We start from the raw sequence: 19,078 nt of genomic DNA, 5'->3' as shown, positions 1-19,078 counted from the left end.
TGCCCAGGATTCGAGCGGCCTCCGTGGCCGAGCACCGGTCGATGCAGCGCGGCGCCCTCTTGGACGCTGCGCGTTCCCTGCTGTCCGAAGGCGGGACGGAGGCGCTGACCTTCCCCGCTCTGGCGGAGCGGACCGGGCTGGCCCGGTCCTCCGTCTACGAGTACTTCCGTTCCCGCGCGGCCGTGGTCGAAGAGCTGTGCGCGGTGGACTTCCCCGTGTGGGCCGCCGAGATCGAGGCGGCCATGGAAGAGGCCCCGTCGCCCGAGGCCAAGATCGAGGCCTATGTGCGGAGCCAGCTGGGCCTGGTCGGGGACCGGCGCCACCGGGCGGTGGTGGCGATCTCGGCCAGCGAGCTCGATGCCGGGGCGCGGGAGAAGATCCGCGCGGCCCACGGCGGCCTGGTGGCGATGATCGTCGAGGCGCTGGGCGCGCTGGGGCAGGCGGAGCCGAAGCTGGCCGCGATGCTGCTCCAGGGGGTCGTCGACGCGGCCGTCCGGCGGATCGAGCTCGGCGCGGCCGAGGACCCGTCCGTGGTGACCGAGGCCGCCGTGGCGATGGCCCTGCGCGGCGTACGGGGCTGAGCCCCGGCCGCACACGGCTCAGCCTCCTCCCGTACCGGCCCGGGCCGGTACGGGCAGCAGGCGCGGAGCCGGGGGTGGCAGGAGCCCGAGCGGGTTGAGGTAGGCCTCGCCCGCCAGCAGGCCCCAGTGGAGGCACGGGGCCGGGCAGTGGCCACCCTCGGCGAGGACCGCCACCACCTGCCCGGCCGTGACCTCCTCGCCCTCCGCGACCAGCGGGCGGACCGGCTCGTAGGTCGTGCGCAGGCCGCCGGGATGCGCCAGGGAGAGGACCCCGCGCCCGGCGACGGGGCCCGCGTGGTGGACCCGTCCGGCCGCCACGGCACGTACCTCGGTGCCCACCGGCGCGGACAGGTCCACCCCGCGGTGCCCGGCCGCGTACGGCGTCGGGGGCGGGTCCCACCAGCGGGCCACGGTCAGGGGCGCGGGCAGCGGGCGGACCCCCGGCAGGGCCGCCTGGGCCAGCACCATCAGCAGGCTGATCAGCAGTGTCGTCATGCTCCACAGCGTGGTCCGCGCGCGGGACGCGGCGTGCGGGCCTGTGGACGGCCCGCCGGGTGTGGACAAGTGCGTCACCCGGCATACCACCGGGTCCCGTACACTTCTTGTGGCGATCCGGGTCACCGGGTCGACTTCGCACGCCCCAGCACCAGCCCGAAAGAGCCAGGTGACAGCGTCTCTCGGTCCCCTTCATGGGGGCAGGGCGCGGCGGGGCGTCAGGAACCAAACCGAGAAACAAGGAGATGGCCATGGCCGTCGTCACGATGCGGGAGCTGCTGGAAAGCGGCGTCCACTTCGGTCACCAGACCCGCCGTTGGAACCCGAAGATGAAGCGCTTCATCTTCACGGAGCGCAACGGCATCTACATCATCGACCTGCTGCAGTCGCTGTCGTACATCGACCGCGCCTACGAGTTCGTGAAGGAGACCGTCGCGCACGGTGGCTCCATCATGTTCGTCGGTACCAAGAAGCAGGCCCAGGAGGCCATCGCCGAGCAGGCGACGCGCGTTGGTATGCCGTACGTCAACCAGCGGTGGCTGGGTGGCATGCTCACCAACTTCTCCACCGTCTACAAGCGCCTTCAGCGTCTGAAGGAGCTTGAGGCGATCGACTTCGAGGACGTCGCCGCCTCGGGTCTCACCAAGAAGGAGCTCCTGGTCCTCTCCCGCGAGAAGACCAAGCTGGAGAAGACCCTCGGTGGTATCCGCGAGATGTCGAAGGTCCCCAGCGCCGTCTGGATCGTCGACACCAAGAAGGAGCACATCGCCGTCGGTGAGGCGCGCAAGCTCCACATCCCGGTCGTCGCGATCCTCGACACCAACTGCGACCCCGACGAGGTCGACTACAAGATCCCGGGCAACGACGACGCGATCCGCTCCGTCACCCTGCTCACCCGCGTGATCGCCGACGCCGTCGCCGAGGGCCTCATCGCCCGCTCCGGCGCTGCGACCGGCGACTCGAAGCCGGGCGAGAAGGCCGCCGCCGAGCCGCTCGCCGAGTGGGAGCGCGACCTGCTCGAGGGCGACAAGAAGGCCGACGACGCCGCTGAGGCCGCTCCGGCCGAGGCTGCCGCCGAGACCGTCGAGGCCCCGGCCGCCGACGCCACCGAGGCCCCGGCCGCCGACGCCACCGAGGCCCCGGCCGCCGAGGCTGTCGAGGCCCCGGCCGCCGACGCCGAGCAGGCCTGACCCTCTGAGGGGGCCCGGCGTTCACCCGCCGGGCACTCGCAGTACGGACGATGACGGCGGGGGAGCCGCGCCACGAGCGCGGCACCTCCGCCGTTCACCCGTAGATCTACGACTTCGAGAGAGAATCACAGACTCATGGCGAACTACACCGCCGCTGACGTCAAGAAGCTCCGCGAGCTCACCGGCGCCGGCATGCTGGACTGCAAGAACGCGCTCGTGGACGCCGACGGTGACGTCGACAAGGCCCAGGAAGCGCTCCGCATCAAGGGCCAGAAGGGCGTCGCCAAGCGCGAGGGCCGTTCTGCCGAGAACGGTGCGGTCGTCTCCCTCATCGCCGACGACAACACCTCCGGTGTCCTCGTCGAGCTGAAGTGCGAGACCGACTTCGTCGCCAAGGGCGAGAAGTTCCTGGCCGTCGCCAACCAGCTGGCCGCCCACGTGGCCGCCACCTCCCCGGCCGACATCGAGGCGCTCCTCGCGTCCGAGATCGAGCCCGGCAAGACCGTCACCGCTTTCGTCGACGAGGCCAACGCCAACCTCGGCGAGAAGATCGTCCTGGACCGCTTCGCGCAGTTCACCGGCGGTTACGTGACTTCGTACATGCACCGCACGATGCCCGACCTGCCGTTCCAGATCGGCGTCCTGGTCGAGCTCGACAAGGAGAACGCGGAGGTCGCCCGCGGCGTCGCGCAGCACATCGCCGCGTTCGCCCCGCAGTGGCTGTCCGCCGAGGACGTCCCGGCCGAGAAGGTCGAGTCCGAGCGTCGCATCGCCGAAGAGGTCACCCGCGCGGAGGGCAAGCCCGAGGCTGCCATCGCGAAGATCGTCGAGGGTCGCGTCAACGGCTTCTTCAAGGACGCCACGCTGCTCGGCCAGGCCTACGCGCTGGACAACAAGAAGTCGGTCCAGAAGGTTCTGGACGAGGCCGGTGTCACCCTGGTGCGCTTCTCGCGCATCAAGGTCGGCATCTGAGTCCGTCCGTACGCGACGGACACCGGACCCCGGTAGGGTCTGAAGCAGTCGTCCGCGCTTGCGCGAGGCGACCGCAGATCTGACGAGGAGGCCATTGCCGTAGAGGGAACCGCAAGGACCCACCGGCAATGGCCTTCTTCGTATGTGCACGAGGAGATCTCCATGAATCAGGGCGTGGACCCCCACACCGCTTCCGACGACAAGAGCGACCAGCACAAGAAGGGCCGCCGCTTCATGCTGAAGCTGTCGGGCGAGGCCTTCTCCGGTGGCGGAGGGCTCGGCGTCGATCCCGACGTCGTCCACGCCATCGCGCGCGAGATCGCCGCGGTGGTCCGCGACGGCGCGGAGATCGCCGTCGTGATCGGCGGCGGCAACTTCTTCCGCGGCGCCGAGCTCCAGCAGCGCGGCATGGACCGGGCCCGGTCCGACTACATGGGCATGCTCGGCACCGTGATGAACTGCCTCGCCCTCCAGGACTTCCTGGAGAAGGAGGGCATCGACTCCCGCGTGCAGACCGCCATCACCATGGGCCAGGTCGCGGAGCCGTACATCCCACTGCGTGCCGTACGGCACCTGGAGAAGGGCCGCGTCGTCATCTTCGGCGCCGGCATGGGCATGCCCTACTTCTCCACCGACACCACGGCCGCCCAGCGCGCCCTGGAGATCGACGCCGAGGCCCTGCTCATGGGCAAGAACGGGGTCGACGGGGTCTACGACTCCGACCCGAAGAAGAACCCCGACGCGGTGAAGTTCGACGCGCTGGAGTACGGCGAGGTCCTCTCGCGCGACCTCAAGGTCGCCGACGCCACCGCCATCACCCTGTGCCGCGACAACAAGCTGCCGATCCTGGTCTTCGAGCTGCTCGCCGAGGGCAATATCGCCCGCGCCGTCAAGGGTGAGAAGATCGGCACGCTCGTCAGCGATCAGGGAACCCGGGCCTGAGCAGTCCGCTGCCGGGCCGAGCCCTGCCCGGCTCGGCCCGTCCCGTCCGCCCGAACCATCCATTCAAGACATGCAGGAGCACGTGGTGACCGAAGAGATCCTCCTCGAGGCCGAGGAGAAGATGGAAAAGGCCGTCGTCGTCGCCAAGGAAGACTTCGCCGCGATTCGCACCGGCCGTGCGCACCCGGCGATGTTCAACAAGATCGTGGCGGACTACTACGGCGCCATCACGCCCATCAACCAGCTCGCCTCCTTCTCGGTTCCCGAGCCGCGCATGGCGATCGTGACCCCGTTCGACAAGAGCGCCCTGCGCAACATCGAGCAGGCCATCCGCGACTCCGACCTCGGTGTCAACCCGAGCAACGACGGCAGCATCATCCGGGTGACCTTCCCCGAGCTGACGCAGGACCGCCGCAAGGAGTACATCAAGGTCGCGCGCACCAAGGCCGAGGACTCCAAGGTCTCGATCCGCGCCGTCCGCCGCAAGGCCAAGGACGCCCTCGACAAGCTCGTCAAGGACAAGGAAGCCGGCGAGGACGAGGTGCGCCGCGCCGAGAAGGAGCTCGACGACACCACCGCGAAGTACGTCGCGCAGGTGGACGAGCTGCTCAAGCACAAGGAAGCCGAGCTCCTCGAAGTCTGATGAACGACTCTTCCTGGCAGCCGGAGCCGGTTCCGGCGGGTCCCGCATACGATGCGCAGGTGGGCCCGCACACTCGGCCCATGCCCATCGTGCCCGATGCCGCCGGCCGTGACTTCGACGACCGGGAAGCACGCGATCGGGGGGCCGCCGCAGACCGCGGCCCCCTCTTCCGCGCCGAGACGCCGCCGCAGGAGCCCATGCCCAGCCCCCCGCCTCCGCATGCCCCGCAGCCGCAGGACGCCTCGCCCCCGCCGCCGAAGAAGCGCGCCGGGCGGGACCTGCGTGCCGCCATAGGGGTGGGTGTCGGCCTCGGCGCGGTGATCTTCGCCTCGCTGTTCATCGTCAAGGCCGTCTTCGTCGGCGTCGTCGTCGTCGCGGTCGTCGTGGGCCTGTGGGAGCTCACCTCCCGGCTCCACGAGCAGAAGGGCATCAAGGCCCCGCTCGTGCCGCTCGCGGTCGGCGGCGCGGCCATGGTCATCGCCGGATACGTCCGCGGGGCCGAGGGCGCCTGGGTGGCCATGGCCCTGACCGCGCTGGCGGTCCTGGTCTGGCGGATGACCGAACCGCCCGAGGACTACCTCAAGGACGTCACCGCCGGCGTGTTCGCGGCGTTCTACGTGCCCTTCCTGGCGACCTTCGTGGCGATGCTGCTCACCGCCGACGACGGGCCGCAGCGCGTGGTCACCTTCCTGGTCCTGACCGTGGTCAGCGACACCGGGGCCTACGCGGTGGGCTGGCGCTTCGGCAAGCACAAGCTCGCGCCGCGGATCAGCCCCGGGAAGACCCGCGAGGGCCTGCTCGGCGCGGTGGGCTTCGCGATGGCCGCCGGCGCGCTGTGCATGGAGTTCCTCATCGAGGGCGGTGCCTGGTGGCAGGGCCTCCTGCTGGGGCTCGCGGTCGCGGTCAGCGCCACTCTGGGCGACCTCGGCGAGTCGATGATCAAGCGGGACCTGGGCATCAAGGACATGGGCACCCTGCTGCCCGGTCACGGCGGCATCATGGACCGGCTGGACTCCCTGCTGCCGACCGCTCCGGTGGTGTGGCTGCTGCTGGCCGCGTTCGTCGGTACCGGCTGACCCGTTGACCTGCGAGAAGGCGGCGTGATACGCCGGGCGGTTACTCTTGGAGGGCGCGCTGCTTCTGCGGCGCGCCTTTCGTCTTACGAGGAGTACCTGCCATGGCCCGCCCTGTTCCGGGAGAGCTCACCTTCGTCGCCCCCCGCGGAGCCAAGAAGCCTCCCCGGCACCTCGCCGACCTCACTCCGGAGGAGCGCCGCGAGGCGGTCGCAGCGATCGGCGAGAAGCCGTTCCGGGCCAAGCAGCTCTCCCAGCACTACTTCGCCCGCTACGCGCACGACCCGGCGCAGTGGACGGACATCCCCGCCGGGTCCCGCGAGAAGCTCCAGCAGGAGCTCCTGCCGGACCTGATGAACGTCATCCGGCACATCAGCTGCGACGACGACACCACCCGCAAGACCCTGTGGAAGCTGCACGACGGCACGCTCGTCGAGTCCGTGCTGATGCGCTATCCCGACCGCGTCACCATGTGCATCTCCTCGCAGGCCGGCTGCGGCATGAACTGCCCGTTCTGCGCGACCGGCCAGGCGGGCCTGGACCGGAACCTGTCCACCGCCGAGATCGTCCACCAGATCGTCGACGGCATGCGCGCCCTGCGCGACGGCGAGGTGCCCGGCGGCCCGGCCCGGCTGTCGAACATCGTCTTCATGGGCATGGGCGAGCCGCTGGCCAACTACAAGCGCGTCGTCGGCGCCATCCGCCGCCTCACCGACCCGGAGCCCGACGGCCTGGGGCTGTCGCAGCGCGGCATCACCGTGTCCACCGTCGGCCTGGTCCCGGCCATGCTGCGCTTCGCCGACGAGGGCTTCAAGTGCCGCCTCGCGGTCTCGCTGCACGCGCCCGATGACGAGCTGCGCGACACCCTCGTCCCCGTGAACACGCGGTGGAACGTCCGCGAGGTGCTGGACGCGGCGTGGGAGTACGCGGAGAAGTCCGGCCGCCGGATCTCCATCGAGTACGCGCTGATCCGCGACATCAACGACCAGGCCTGGCGCGGTGACCTGCTCGGCAAGCTGCTCAAGGGCAAGCGCGTGCACGTCAACCTGATTCCGCTGAACCCGACGCCGGGCTCGAAGTGGACCGCGTCGCGGCCCGAGGACGAGAAGGCCTTCGTGGAGGCGATCGCCCGGCACGGCGTGCCCGTGACCGTACGGGACACCCGCGGCCAGGAGATCGACGGCGCATGCGGTCAGCTGGCCGCTTCGGAGCGCTAACTTCCGCTTTTGGCCGAACAGATTCGGCCGCGGGGTACCCTGTGGCCGAACCAATTTCATATTCCGACAGGGGAGCGCCACAGCGCTGAGAGTGCGGGACCGTCATCCGCAGACCCTCTGAACCTCGCCCCGGTCATTCGGGGTAGGAAGTTCGGTCATCACTCAAGCTGTTGCGCCCTGCCCGGCGTCCGCTCCTCACAGAGCGCCGGGCAGGGCCGCGTCTTCTCCTGGTCATCCCAGGAGGAATTCACCAGTGAGCACCACCAAGAAGATCGCGGGCGCCGCGCTCGCGGCGGCGCTGGGCGTCACCACGCTCGCCGCCTGCGGCGGCGACGCCGAGGACAAGTCCGCGGGCGCGAGCGACGCCCCCAAGTCCAAGAACGTCACGCTCGTCTCCCACGACTCCTTCAACGTGACCGACACGGTCCTCAAGGAGTTCGAGCAGCAGAGCGGCTACACCGTCAAGGTGCTCAAGTCCGGGGACGCGGGAGCGGCCCTGAACCAGGAGATCCTCACCAAGGGCTCCCCGCGCGGCGACGTCTTCTTCGGCGTCGACAACACGCTCCTCTCGCGCGCCCTCGACAACGGCATCTTCACGCCGTACGAGGCCAAGGGCCTGGGCGAGGTGAAGCCGGAGTTCCATCTCGACAAGGAGCACCGGGTCACCCCCATCGACTCCGGTGACATCTGCGTCAACTACGACAAGCAGTACTTCGCGGACAAGAAGCTCGCCCCGCCGCAGACGCTGGACGACCTGATCAAGCCCGAGTACAAGAACCTGCTGGTCACCGAGAACGCCGCGACCTCCTCGCCCGGCCTCGGCTTCCTGCTCGCCTCCGTCGGCAAGTACGGCGAGGAGGGCTGGAAGGACTACTGGAGCAAGCTCAAGGCCAACGGCGTCGAGGTCGTCGACGGCTGGGAGCAGGCCTACAACGAGCGCTTCTCCGGCTCCGCGGGCGGCAAGAAGGCCAAGGGCGACCGCCCGCTGGTCGTCTCCTACGCCTCCAGCCCGCCGGTCGAGGTCCTGTACGCCGACCCGCAGCCGGCCGATGCCCCGACGGGCGTCTCCACCGGCACCTGCTTCCGCCAGACCGAGTTCGCCGGTCTGCTCAAGGGAGCGAAGAACGAGGAGGGCGGCAAGGCGCTCCTGGACTTCCTGATCAGCAAGAAGTTCCAGGAGGACATGCCGCTCCAGATGTTCGTGAACCCGGTGACCAAGGACGCTGCCCTGCCGGAGCTGTTCACGAAGCACGGTGTGGTGATCGAGAAGCCGGAGGCCGTCACCCCGGACGCCATCGCCAAGAACCGTGAGCAGTGGGTCAAGGCATGGACCTCGACCGTCGTGAAGTAGGCGGCACGAAGGAGTCGGGCACGGCGCGGGGGGCGCCGTGCCGGGCCCCGGACCCCGCCCCCGCGGGGGCGGGCGGGCGACAGCGGTGCGCCTCGCCCTGATGGCCCTGCCCATGGTCTTCTTCGGGCTGTTCTTCGCCTACCCGGTCGCCGCGATCGTCGGCCGCGGACTCAAGACCGACGACGGCTGGCAGTTCGGCCGCATCGGCGAGGTGCTGGCCCGGCCCGACATCGCCGACGTGCTGTGGTTCACCACCTGGCAGGCCTTCGCCTCCACGGCGCTCACCCTGCTGGTCGCACTCCCCGGCGCCTACGTCTTCGCGCGCTTCGAGTTCCGCGGCAAGCAGCTGCTGCGCGCCGTGGTGACCGTTCCCTTCGTGCTGCCGACCGTGGTCGTCGGTACGGCCTTCCTCGCGCTCGTCGGCCGCGGCGGACTGCTGGACGAACTGTGGGGCGTGCGCCTGGACACCACCGTCTGGGCGATTCTGCTCGCGCACGTCTTCTTCAACTACGCCGTCGTCGTACGGACCGTCGGCGGGCTCTGGGCGCAGCTGGACCCGCGCCAGGAGGAGGCCGCCCGGGTGCTGGGCGCGGGCCGCTTCGCCGCCTGGCGGCGGGTGACGCTGCCCGCGCTGGGCCCGGCGGTGGCTGCCGCCTCGCTGATGGTGTTCCTCTTCACCTTCACCTCTTTCGGCGTCGTGCAGATCCTGGGCGGACCCTCGTACTCCACCCTGGAGGTGGAGGTCTACCGGCAGACGGCGCAGCTCCTGGACCTGCCCACCGCCGCCGTGCTCACGATGGTGCAGTTCGCGGCCGTCGGGGGGATCCTCGCCGTGCACGCCTGGACCGTGCGCAAGCGGGAGACGGCGCTGCGGCTGGTGGACCCGGGCCGCACCGCGCACCGGCCGTCCGGCTGGGCCCAGCGCGCCCTGCTGGGCGGGGTGCTGCTGACGGTGCTCCTGCTGATCGTGGCGCCGCTGGCCGTCCTCGTGGAGCGGTCCTTCGACGCCCCGGGCGGGTACGGCCTCGGCTTCTACCGGGCGCTGCAGGACGTCGCCGCAGGGGGCGGGACCTTCCTGGTGCCGCCGCTGGAGGCCATCTGGAACTCCTTGCGGTACGCGCTCGCCGCGACCGCCATCGCCCTGCTCATCGGCGGGCTCGCCGCCGCGGCCCTGACCCGGCGCGGCGGCAGCTTCGTACGCGGCTTCGACGCGCTGCTGATGCTGCCGCTCGGGGTGTCCGCCGTGACGGTGGGCTTCGGGTTCCTGATCACCCTGGACGAGCCGCCCCTGGACCTGCGGACCTCGTGGATCCTGGTGCCGCTGGCGCAGGCGCTGGTGGGCGTGCCGTTCGTCGTACGGACCATGCTGCCTGTCCTGCGCGCCGTGGACGGGCGGCTGCGGGAGGCGGCCGCCGTGCTCGGCGCGTCCCCGCTGAGGGCCTGGCGGGAGGTGGACCTGCCGCTGGTGCGGCGGGCCCTGCTGATCGCCGCGGGCTTCGCCTTCGCGGTCTCGCTCGGCGAGTTCGGTGCGACCGTCTTCATCGCCCGGCCGGACCAGCCGACGCTGCCGGTGGCGGTGGCCCGGCTGCTGGGACGGGCCGGCGAGCTGAACTACGGGCAGGCGATGGCCCTGAGCACGATCCTGATGCTGGTGTGCGCGGTGTCCTTGCTGGCGCTGGAGCGGCTGCGTCCCGACAAGACCTCCGGAGAGTTCTGATGACCCTGCTTCAGCTGGAAGGGGTGTCGGTCCGCTTCGGTGAGCGTGCGGTCGTGGACTGCGTCGACCTGGCGGTCGCCGAGCACGAGACCGTCTGCGTACTGGGGCCGAGCGGGAGCGGGAAGTCCACCCTGCTGAGGGTCGTCGCCGGGCTCCAGCCGGTGTCCGGCGGCCGGGTTCTGCTGGGCGGCGCCGACCAGGCCGGGGTCCCCGTGCACCGGCGGGGCCTCGGCCTGATGTTCCAGGACCACCAGCTGTTCCCGCACCGGGACGTCGGGGCGAACGTCTCCTTCGGGCTGCGGATGCGGGGCGCGGGCCGGGCCTCCTACGAGGCCCGGGTCGCGGAGCTGCTCGAACTGGTCGGGCTGCCGGGGGCGCAGGGCCGGGCGGTGGCCTCCCTGTCGGGCGGCGAACAGCAGCGGGTCGCACTGGCCCGGGCCCTGGCGCCCTCGCCGCGGCTGCTGATGCTGGACGAGCCGCTGGGCCAGCTGGACCGGGGGCTGCGGGAGAGGCTCGTGGTGGAGTTGCGGGGGCTGTTCTCCCGGCTCGGCACGACGGTGCTGGCCGTCACCCACGACCAGGGGGAGGCCTTCGCGCTGGCCGACCGGGTGGTGGTGATGCGGGACGGCCGGATCGCGCAGGCCGGGACCCCGCTGGAGGTGTGGCAGCAGCCGGCTTCGGAGTTCGTGGCCCGGTTCCTGGGCTTCGAGAACGTGGTCCCGGCGACGGTGTCGGGCGGCGCCGCCGACACCCCGTGGGGCAAGGTGGCGGTGCCCCAGGGGGCCGCGGAGGGCGAACGCAAGCTGCTGGTCAGGCCCGCCGGGGTGCTCCTCGCGCAGGACGGGCTGCGGTGCGTCGTCCAGTCGCGCACCTTCCGGGGCACGCACGTGGCGCTGCTGCTGCGGCCCGAGGCGGGACCGCTGCTGGAGGCGGAGTGCGGGCTCGCCGGGGCGCCGTCCCCGGGAGACCGGGTCGCGGTGACCTTCGCCCCGGCCGAGGTGGTCGTACTGCCCGCGGAGACCGGCGACCCGGCTTAGGCCGGCCGGTGCGGGCGCCGCTCAGGAGCGGATGCCGGTGCAGGAGACCTGCAGGTGGCGGGGGCCGCGCAGGACCGCGTTCTGGCGGTACTGCGGCGGGTCCTCCAGCAGCTGCGGGTTCTCCAGCCGCCGGGCCAGCTCGCTCAGCGCCAGCTGGGCCTCCTGGCGGGCCAGCGGGGCACCGAAGCAGCTGTGGATGCCGCTGCCGAGGCCGAGGTGCTGGATGTCCCCCCGGTCCGGGTCGAAGCGGTCCGCGTTCTCGAAGCGCTTCGGGTCCCGGTTCCCCGACGCCAGCATCAGCCACAGCGAGGCGCCCTTGGGGATGGTGACACCGGCCACCTCGATGTCGGAGAGGGTGCTGCGCTGGGGCAGCAGCTGCACGGGCGGCTCGTAGCGCAGCAGTTCCTCGACGATCTGCACGGACAGCTGCGGGTCCTCGCGCAGCCGCGCCAGGACGTCCGGGTGGCGCAGCAGCGTCAGCATGCCGTTGGTGATCAGGTTGACGGTGGTCTCGTGGCCGGCGATCAGCAGCAGCGCCGAGGTGCTCAGCACCTCCATGGTGGTCATCGACCCGTCCGGGCCGTCCGCCGTCGCCAGCTGGGACAGCATGTCGTCGCCGGGGTTCTTGCGGCGCTCCTCGATCAGTCCGGCGAGGTACATGCCCAGTTCCATCCGGGCGTCCATGGCGCCCTTGCCGTGCTGGGCCGGGTCCGCGTCCGGGTCGGGGTCCAGGCTGGCGGCGAGGGTCTCGGCCCAGACGTGGAAGCGCGGTTCGTCCTCGCGCGGCACCCCGAGCAGCCGGCAGATGACCGTGACCGGGAAGGGGTAGGCGAACTGGTCCACCAGGTCGATCCGGTCGAGGTTCCCGGTGTCGACGATGGCGTCGATCAGCTCGGAGACGAGGCCGCCGAGCTCCTCGCGCATGTCGTGCACCCGGTGCGGGGCGGTCGGCGGCCCGAACGGCCGGTTCGTCATCCGCCGCAGGCGGTCGTGGTCCGGCGGGTCGAGCTTGAGGAAGGACGGGGGCAGGGTCGTCCCCTCGTCCTCGGCCTGGCCCAGCGGGTCGTCACCGGTCGACTTCAGGTTCCGGGCGTCGGAGCTGATCCGGGGGTCGTGCAGGAGGCTCTGGATCTCGTAGTACGTGCTGATGACGTACGGGCCGTCCCCGTCCTGGGAGACCGGCGTCTTGCGGAGCTCCTCGTACAGCGGGTACGGGTCGGCGCGGTTCGCGTAGTCGATGATCTCCCGCAGGAGGGCTTGTGTCATGGCGGGTCCTCGTGATCCTCGTGATCCTCAGGGGAGGGCGCGGTGCGGTCGTCAGTGGTGCGCCGGAGTGAAGGTCATCTTCCGGTCGGCCGGGGAGTAGCCGCTGAGGGTGATGGTCGGTCCGTGGGTCGGCACCGACGGGTCGGGGAAGTCCGCCGGCATCGGCTTGTTCCCCTCCGGCCTGCGGTCCACCGTCGAGAAGGGCGGCGGGAAGGGCGCGGTCGTCTCGATCTGCTGCTCGTAGAACTGGAGCCACCGGCACTGGTCGAAGGTCACGGCGGCGATCACGCGTCCCTGGTAGCCGTACACGGCCGCGAACCGGCGCTCGGCGCGCGAACCCTGCGTGATGAGGATCTCCGTCCCCATCGGCGGCACTCCGACCGACTTGATGTTCACGCCGAACTGGGAGGACCAGAACGCCGGGACCCACAGGTGCGGGCGGCGGTCCGCGCTCTCGCTGAGCATGTTGTGCGCCGCCGTGTCGGCCTGGGCGACGGCGTTGCCCCAGTGCTCCAGCGAAAGGAACTGGTAGCCGAACAGGGCGTGCGGCGAACGTGCCACGTCACCCGCCACATAGATGTCGTCGGTGACGATGCCCCGGATGTCGAAGGCCCGGCAGCCCGCGTCACATGCGATGCCCCGGGGACCCGAACCGAGCCCGGAACCGGCGAGCCATTCGGTGTTGCGCTGCGCGCCCAGCGAGACCACCACCACATCGGCCTCGACGGTGGACCCGTCGGAGAGGTGGGCGGCGCGGACCCGGCCCGCGGGGTCGCCCTCCAGGGCGGTCACCATGACCCCGGTACGCAGATCCACCCCGTGCTCGCGGTGCATCTCGGCCGCGACCTCGCCGATCACCCCGCCGAGCGCGCCGACCAGCGGGGCCGCGCCCCGTTCGGCGACGGTCACGGGCAGATCGCGTTCCCGGCAGGCGGAGGCGATCTCGGACCCGGTGAACCCGGCTCCGATGACGAGGACCCGGCGCGGGCCGGCTGCCAGGGCCCGTTGCAGCCCCTCGGCGTCGTCCCGGGTGCGCAGGACGAAGACCCCGTCGAGCGCGCCCTCGTCCTCGTTGGGCCACGGCCGTGCCCGTACACCGGTCGCGATCAGCAGCCGGTCGTACTCGACCTCGTCGCCGTTGCCGAGCCGGACCCGGCGCGCGGCCATGTCCAGGCCGGTGGCGGGGACCCCGAGGCGCCAGTCGGCGTCGATCGCCCGGCGGCGGGGGAGCGCGGTGTGGTCCGCGACGGCATGGCCCAGCAGGACCTGCTTGGACAGCGGAGGCCGGTCGTACGGCTCGTACGGTTCGTCGCCGATCATCGTCAGCGAACCGGCGAAGCCCTTCTCGCGCATGGTCTCGGCGGCCCGCAGACCGGCGAGCGAAGCGCCGACGACGACGATGCGGCCGTCCTGCTTGAGCCGCTCCAGGGCTCCGTCGTGTGCTCCTTGACCGCTCACCGCGCGCCTCCGGAGGGGGCACCCGCCCCGGCAGCGGACTCCTGGGTGACCGATGCCATGTCCTCGTCGGTGAGTTCGAGGAGGATCGCACCGACCGGACAGGCGGCCACGGCGCGCAGCACGTCCTCGCGGTGCTCGGCAGCGGCCTCCGGGTTGTACAGCAGCGACTCGTCGCCGTGCATGGCGAACACGTCGGGAGCGAGGAACGCGCACTGGGCGTATCCCTGGCAGCGGTTGAGGTCGACGACAAGCCTCATGACGGATCTGCCTTTCGCTGGCCTGGTCATCCCCGTCACCCCCCGGGACCCCCGTCCCCTTCCTTTCCACCAGCATGCGCGCGGGACCGGGGGAGCGCCTGCTGGAGCGGATACGGCCAGTTCAGGAAGGGGCGGACGGGGCCGGGCCCGGTCCGGCCGGTTCCGCATCGGGGCTGCCGCGCCGGACCCGCAGGATGTACACGCTGACGATCAGGGCCCAGGCCGGGAACACCAGCTCGGACCAGGGCATGCCGGACCCCACCACGATCAGCACCAGGCCGACCACGGTGCCCAGCAGGGCCAGCGGCCGGGGGAAGACACCGAGCCGCCGTCCGATGGTCGAGGTCGCGAGGACGAAGACGGCCGCCATGCGCAGAGCGTAGGTCGCCAGCAGGGTGTAGGCGTAGCTCCGGCCGAAGTCGGAGGGCGTGTCCTCGTTCAGCACGGTGCCCGCAGCGGCGGCGGCGCCGAACAGGGTGGCCGCGAAGACGAAGCCGCTGCCGAGGAACACGGTGGCGACGAACCGGTCCTCGGCCTCACCGGTGTGGGCGCGCAGGGCGCCCATGAACCACAGGAAGAAGATGCCGGCGAAGGGCACGATCTCCAGGGCCACCCGGATCGCCCAGCGCCGGTCGGGGTCGATGGGGCCGGTGGCGGCGTCCCCGGACGGGACGGCGAGCCGCATCAGGACGATCGCCGCCGCCAGGAGCAGGGCGAAGGCGATTCCGGCCATCCCGGCGGCCCGCGGCGTCTTCATCCGGTCGGTCGTGGGCTCCATGGGCCCCTCGCTCTCTCCCCCGGGTCCAGCAAGCGGCAGCCGCCGCCGCGCCACCACCGGGGACGGCCGACCGGGTGACCTGCCCGGCCGGCCGCGAGGTCAGCCGACCGGAGCCGGGACCGGGGCCTCGGTCTCCTCCTCGGCGCCCTCGTGGTTGCCGAACCAGGCCACGGCGACCGCACCGGCCACCGCCAGCACGAAGCCGAGCACCGCGAGCCAGGCCAGGCCCGGGCGGGAGGCGTCGCCCAGCCACAGGACGCCGATCGCCCCCGGGAGCACGGTCTCGCCGACGACGAGGGCCGCGGTGGCCCCGTTCACCGAGCCGATCTGGAGGGCGACCGTGTGCAGGTACATCCCGCCGAAGCCCGCGATCAAGATGGCGTACAGGGCCGGGTCGGAGAGGAAGGAGCCCAGGTCGAACGGGTCGACGCCGTTCAGGATCCGGACCCCGACGCCCAGCGCGCCGAAGGCCAGGCCCGACAGCAGACCCGCCAGGATCGCGGCCCGGCCGCCGAGGAAGCGTACGGCGACGGTGCCGCCCACGATGATCAGCAGGGTCACGGCGAGCAGCCACCAGTGGGTGGACATCGGCGCGTGGTGGCCGCCCTCGTGGCCCGCGGCGGTCGCCAGCAGCACCAGCGCGGTGCAGACGACGCCGATCGAGGCCCATTCCTTGCGGGTGAGGCGGATGCCGAGCATCTTCACGCTCAGCACGGCCGTGATCACCAGGTTGGCGCTGATCACGGTCTGGGAGAGGAACAGCGGGAGCATCCGGGCGGCGAGCGCACCCAGCCCGAAGCCCACGAAGTCCAGGATCGTCCCGACGATGAATTCCCAGGTCATCGCGGCCTTGGCGGTGGACGACAGGTTGGGGCCGCCGTGCGCGGTCACCCCGGCGGCCGTCGGGGACATCCGGGCGGCGCGGCGCGATCCGACGGCTTGCAGGACGGATCCCGTTCCGTAACAGATGGACGCCGCGACAGCGGTCAGCAGGCCTATGAGCACCAAGGGCTCCGTTCACGTCTGGCAGGTTTTGCGGTACCTCTGCCAGACGTGGGATCGGGCCCCGAAGTTGCCTCGCCGGGTCAACGCATTCCGGCGAGTACCTCCGGGACCTCGTCAACCGAGTCGACGAGCGCGATCCGGGACTCCATCGCCCGGCCGCGGGCCAAGGCCTGGAGCAGCGGCCACACCGGGAGGTGCTCGGTCCAGTGGGCCCGGTCGACCAGGACCATCGGCGTCGCCGGACCGCGGGACTCGTAGTAATTGGGCGTGGCGTTGTCGAAGACCTCCTGGACCGTGCCCGCCGCGCCCGGCAGGAAGACCACGCCGGCGGTGGAACGGGCCAGCAGCCCGTCCTCACGGGTGGCGTTCGCGAAGTACTTCGCGATGTGGGCCGCGAAGGCGTTCGGCGGCTCGTGCCCGTAGAACCAGGTCGGGATGCCCACCGAGTCGCCCCCGGAGGGCCAGCGCTCCCGTACGGCGAAGGCCGCGCGGGCCCAGTCGGACACCGACGGGGTGAAGGAGGGGGCCTTGGCGAGCATCTCCAGAGCCTCCGGGAGGGCCTCGTCCGGGGCGGGGGCCAGGTACGCGCCGAGGTTCGCCGCCTCCATGGCGCCAGGGCCGCCGCCGGTGGCGACCGTCAGCCCGGACCGGGTCAGGGCCCGGCCCAGCTCGGCCGCGCCGCGGTACTCCGTGCCGCCGCGGGACATGGCGTGGCCGCCCATCACGCCCACGACCCGGGCACCGGCCAGGTGCTCGTCGAGGGCGTCGGAGACGGCGTCGTCGTGCACGGAGCGCAGCATCGAGGAGAAGACGTCCCCGTCGGACTTGGTCTCCTGGAACCAGGCGTACGCCAGGGCGTCCGGGGTGGCCTCGTACCCGTTCGGCAGCCCCGAGAAGAGCTCCTCGGGGCTGTAGAGCAGCCCCCGGTACGGGTTGAAGGGCAGGTCCGGCACCGGCGGGAAGACCAGGGCGCCGTCCGCGCGCACCTTCACCGAGGCGTCGGGCTCCATCGGGCAGCCCAGGAACACGGCTGCCGAGGTGTCGGCGGAGAGCAGCGCGAAGGTCCGCTCCAGCAGGTTGACCGACTGGATCCGGTAGCCGCTGAGGGAGCCCAGCGCCGCGACCCGGTCGAATTCCGCGAGCGTCTCGATCTCGGTGTCGATGTGTCCGTTGACCATTCGGCCCACCCTAAGGGCTGCCCGGGTCAGCGGGTCAGGGCCATGGACGTCAGCTGCGCCACACCCCAGCTGACCGGTGCGCACACGACGATCAGCGCCGAGGCCCGCAAACTCGCTGCCGAGCGCAGGACCTTGGCCGGGGCGCCGAGATCCAACAGGGCGCCCTGCGCGGCGGCGCGGGACTGGTGGGCCTCCGCCGCGGATGTGAGAAGGGTCGCGGCGGCGCACAGGGCGACCAGCACGGCGGCCGGTCCGGACAGCGGACCCAGCGGCAGGAGCAGCCCGCCCCGGTCACGCAGGGCCAGGGCGCTGAGCGCTCCGGCGCCGATCGCACAGAGCACCCCCAGCGGCGGGCCCAGCCGGGACGCCTCCTGCTGGAGGGCCCGCCCGGCGAGCAGCCGCAGCGCGCCGGGGCGCACGGCCTGCACCAGCGTCCCGCAGGCGTAGGCGAGACCCGGTCCGGCGAGGGCGAGTCCGACCGCGGTCAGGGACCAGCCGGTCAGCATCCCCGCCCCGCCGCGTCCCGCGTACGCCTCGACGGCCAGCCCGCACGCGGTGAGGGCGATGCCCCAGGGCAGGGCGGTCTGCGGGGCGAGCGGGCGGCGGGTGCCCGGGCGCAGGGCGAGGCCCGCGGCGGCCGAGGCGCTCAGCGGGACCAGGGCCAGGAGGGTGAGGGCGGCGGCCACGGGCAGCGGCCGGTCGGCGTGCAGCAGCGCGGCCCCCGCTCCGTCGAAGGGCAGCCCGGCCAGGTCCCCGCGCAGGTGCAGGAAGGCGGCCAGGGCCAGGGCGCTGCCCAGGGTGCAGGCCACGGCGGTGGAGATCGCCGCGACCAGGGTGAGGCGTACGGGGCCCAGCCCGACGGCGTCCAGGCCCTCCCGGGGCCGGGTCGAGGGGTCCGTCCGGGCCACGGCGACCGCGAACTGGACGGTGGCGGCCAGCGGGACCAGGGCCCACAGCAGCCGAGGGAACGATCCGGCGGGCCGGTCCAGGGCTCCTGCGAGCACGTAGAGCAGGAGGAATCCGGTGCCGGCCGAGGCCACGGCGACCAGCAGCCTGCGCAGCTGGACCAGCGGCCGGGAGCCGCGGGCTAGGCGGAGAGCGAGCACGCGTCCTGGTCCTCCGTGGTCTCGGGGGTGGTGGGCCCCGGGTACGCGGCGGCCGCTGAGGCGGGCCGGCCGTCGAGCAGGGCCAGGCGGCGGTCGGCCGCGGCGGCGCTCTCCTCGTCATGGGTGGCCAGCACCACGGTGATGGAGTGGGAGCGGGCCGCGGTGGTCAGCGTGCGGAGCAGCTGGGCGCGCTCGGCCCGGTGCAGCGGGGCCGTGGGCTCGTCCGCGAAGATCACCGCGGGCACGTTGACCAGAGCCCGGGCCAGGGCCACGCGCTGGGATTCGGCCCGGTTCAGGGCGGTGGGCCGCTTGCGGGCGAAGGCGCCGATGTCGAGGCGCTCCAGCCATTCGCAGGCGGCGTGCTTGGCGGCGCGGTGGGAGGCGCCGGAGATCAGCAGCGGGAGCGCGGCGTTCTCCCAGACCTTCAGCTCGGGCAGCAGCTGGGGCTCGGGGCCGATCCAGCCGAACCGGTCGCGGCGCAGCCGTTCGCGGGCGAGGGCGCCCATGGTGTGGACGGGGACGCTGTTGAACCAGACCTCGCCCTGCTCGGGGCGGAGCTGTCCGGACAGGCAGCGCAGCAGGGTGGTCTTCCCGCTGCCGCGCGGGCCGGTCAGGGCCAGGATCTCGCCCTGGCGGACTCCGACCGAGACCCCGATGAGGCCGGGGGAACCGCTGTGGGAGTAGTGAAGGGACCGGGCCCACAGCACATCGTTGTCGGGCGGGGCACTGTCAGGGGGAGCCACCATGGCGTACACCTCCGTCCGGGGGAACGAAGCGGAACCGGTTCGGTCACTGGCGCCGCACTGCGATGT

19 protein-coding genes are annotated in these 19,078 nt (G+C 71.9%); 10 read left to right on the top strand and 9 right to left on the bottom strand.

Annotated features, from left to right (window positions below; translation table 11 throughout):
* Positions 1-23 precede the first annotated feature (23 nt).
* Positions 24-581, top strand: a complete 558-nt coding sequence (locus IO30_RS0117700; RefSeq protein WP_031144142.1) for a TetR/AcrR family transcriptional regulator — start codon at positions 24-26, stop codon at positions 579-581.
* An 18-nt stretch (positions 582-599) separates the two neighbouring features.
* On the opposite strand, the gene IO30_RS0117695 is transcribed toward IO30_RS0117700, so the two are convergent.
* Complete coding sequence (locus tag IO30_RS0117695) at positions 600-1,076, bottom strand: murein hydrolase activator EnvC family protein (RefSeq protein WP_031144140.1); 477 nt, start codon at positions 1,074-1,076, stop codon at positions 600-602.
* Between the two features lie 251 nt (positions 1,077-1,327).
* On the opposite strand from IO30_RS0117695, the gene rpsB reads away from it, so the two are divergent.
* From rpsB to IO30_RS0117650, 9 genes are all read left to right on the top strand, one after another.
* The gene (gene rpsB, locus IO30_RS0117690) at positions 1,328-2,266 is read left to right on the top strand and encodes a 30S ribosomal protein S2 (protein WP_031144138.1); all 939 of its coding nucleotides are present in this window, start codon (positions 1,328-1,330) and stop codon (positions 2,264-2,266) included.
* Between the two features lie 135 nt (positions 2,267-2,401).
* Positions 2,402-3,238: a translation elongation factor Ts gene (gene tsf, locus IO30_RS0117685; protein ID WP_031144136.1), complete on the top strand. Its 837-nt coding sequence runs from the start codon at positions 2,402-2,404 to the stop codon at positions 3,236-3,238.
* 162 nt (positions 3,239-3,400) lie between these two features.
* Positions 3,401-4,180, top strand: a complete 780-nt coding sequence (gene pyrH, locus IO30_RS0117680) for a UMP kinase (RefSeq protein ID WP_031144135.1) — start codon at positions 3,401-3,403, stop codon at positions 4,178-4,180.
* An 85-nt stretch (positions 4,181-4,265) separates the two neighbouring features.
* Complete coding sequence (frr, locus tag IO30_RS0117675; RefSeq protein ID WP_031144133.1) at positions 4,266-4,823, top strand: ribosome recycling factor; 558 nt, start codon at positions 4,266-4,268, stop codon at positions 4,821-4,823.
* On the top strand, positions 4,823-5,899 hold the full coding sequence (locus IO30_RS0117670) for a phosphatidate cytidylyltransferase (protein WP_031144131.1): 1,077 nt from the start codon (positions 4,823-4,825) through the stop codon (positions 5,897-5,899). The genes frr and IO30_RS0117670 overlap by 1 nt, the downstream gene beginning before the upstream one ends.
* Before the next feature lie 101 nt (positions 5,900-6,000).
* Positions 6,001-7,113, top strand: a complete 1,113-nt coding sequence (rlmN, locus tag IO30_RS0117665; protein ID WP_031144129.1) for a dual-specificity RNA methyltransferase RlmN — start codon at positions 6,001-6,003, stop codon at positions 7,111-7,113.
* Positions 7,114-7,366: 253 nt separating this feature from the next.
* On the top strand, positions 7,367-8,464 hold the full coding sequence (locus tag IO30_RS0117660) for a thiamine ABC transporter substrate-binding protein (RefSeq protein ID WP_031144127.1): 1,098 nt from the start codon (positions 7,367-7,369) through the stop codon (positions 8,462-8,464).
* A 100-nt stretch (positions 8,465-8,564) separates the two neighbouring features.
* A complete protein-coding gene (locus IO30_RS0117655) occupies positions 8,565-10,181 on the top strand; it encodes an ABC transporter permease (RefSeq protein ID WP_031144126.1) in 1,617 nt (538 codons plus the stop codon).
* Positions 10,181-11,218 (top strand): ABC transporter ATP-binding protein, encoded by a 1,038-nt coding sequence (locus IO30_RS0117650; RefSeq protein ID WP_031144125.1) that lies wholly within the window; start codon positions 10,181-10,183, stop codon positions 11,216-11,218. Before IO30_RS0117655 ends, IO30_RS0117650 begins: the two co-directional genes overlap by 1 nt.
* A 21-nt stretch (positions 11,219-11,239) precedes the next feature.
* Here IO30_RS0117650 and IO30_RS0117645 read toward each other — a convergent pair whose 3' ends face one another.
* From IO30_RS0117645 to IO30_RS0117610, 8 genes are all read right to left on the bottom strand, one after another.
* A complete protein-coding gene (locus IO30_RS0117645; RefSeq protein ID WP_031144124.1) occupies positions 11,240-12,484 on the bottom strand; it encodes a cytochrome P450 in 1,245 nt (414 codons plus the stop codon).
* Positions 12,485-12,535: 51 nt separating this feature from the next.
* Positions 12,536-13,942 carry an NAD(P)/FAD-dependent oxidoreductase gene (locus IO30_RS0117640; RefSeq protein WP_031144122.1) on the bottom strand — a complete coding sequence of 469 codons (1,407 nt, stop codon included), beginning with the start codon at positions 13,940-13,942 and terminating at the stop codon, positions 12,536-12,538.
* Positions 13,939-14,199, bottom strand: coding sequence for a ferredoxin (locus IO30_RS0117635; protein ID WP_031144120.1), 261 nt, complete (start codon positions 14,197-14,199; stop codon positions 13,939-13,941). The genes IO30_RS0117640 and IO30_RS0117635 overlap by 4 nt, the downstream gene beginning before the upstream one ends.
* Positions 14,200-14,320: 121 nt before the next feature.
* Entirely contained in the window at positions 14,321-14,977 is a 657-nt protein-coding gene (locus IO30_RS0117630; RefSeq protein ID WP_031144118.1) for a hypothetical protein, read from the bottom strand.
* Between the two features lie 99 nt (positions 14,978-15,076).
* Positions 15,077-15,982: a DMT family protein gene (locus IO30_RS0117625; protein WP_031144116.1), complete on the bottom strand. Its 906-nt coding sequence runs from the start codon at positions 15,980-15,982 to the stop codon at positions 15,077-15,079.
* An 80-nt stretch (positions 15,983-16,062) separates the two neighbouring features.
* Positions 16,063-17,160, bottom strand: coding sequence for an LOG family protein (locus IO30_RS0117620; protein ID WP_031144114.1), 1,098 nt, complete (start codon positions 17,158-17,160; stop codon positions 16,063-16,065).
* A 26-nt stretch (positions 17,161-17,186) separates the two neighbouring features.
* Positions 17,187-18,266 carry a hypothetical protein gene (locus IO30_RS0117615; RefSeq protein WP_031144112.1) on the bottom strand — a complete coding sequence of 360 codons (1,080 nt, stop codon included), beginning with the start codon at positions 18,264-18,266 and terminating at the stop codon, positions 17,187-17,189.
* Entirely contained in the window at positions 18,248-19,012 is a 765-nt protein-coding gene (locus tag IO30_RS0117610) for an ABC transporter ATP-binding protein (RefSeq protein WP_031144110.1), read from the bottom strand. The genes IO30_RS0117615 and IO30_RS0117610 overlap by 19 nt, the downstream gene beginning before the upstream one ends.
* Positions 19,013-19,078 lie beyond the last annotated feature (66 nt).

It is taken from the genome of Streptomyces xanthophaeus (genome assembly GCF_000725805.1).
Classification (GTDB): Bacteria; Actinomycetota; Actinomycetes; order Streptomycetales; family Streptomycetaceae; genus Streptomyces; species Streptomyces xanthophaeus.
The sequence above is the reverse complement of the archived record's forward strand: the minus strand, read 5'-3'. Positions and strand labels throughout refer to the sequence as shown.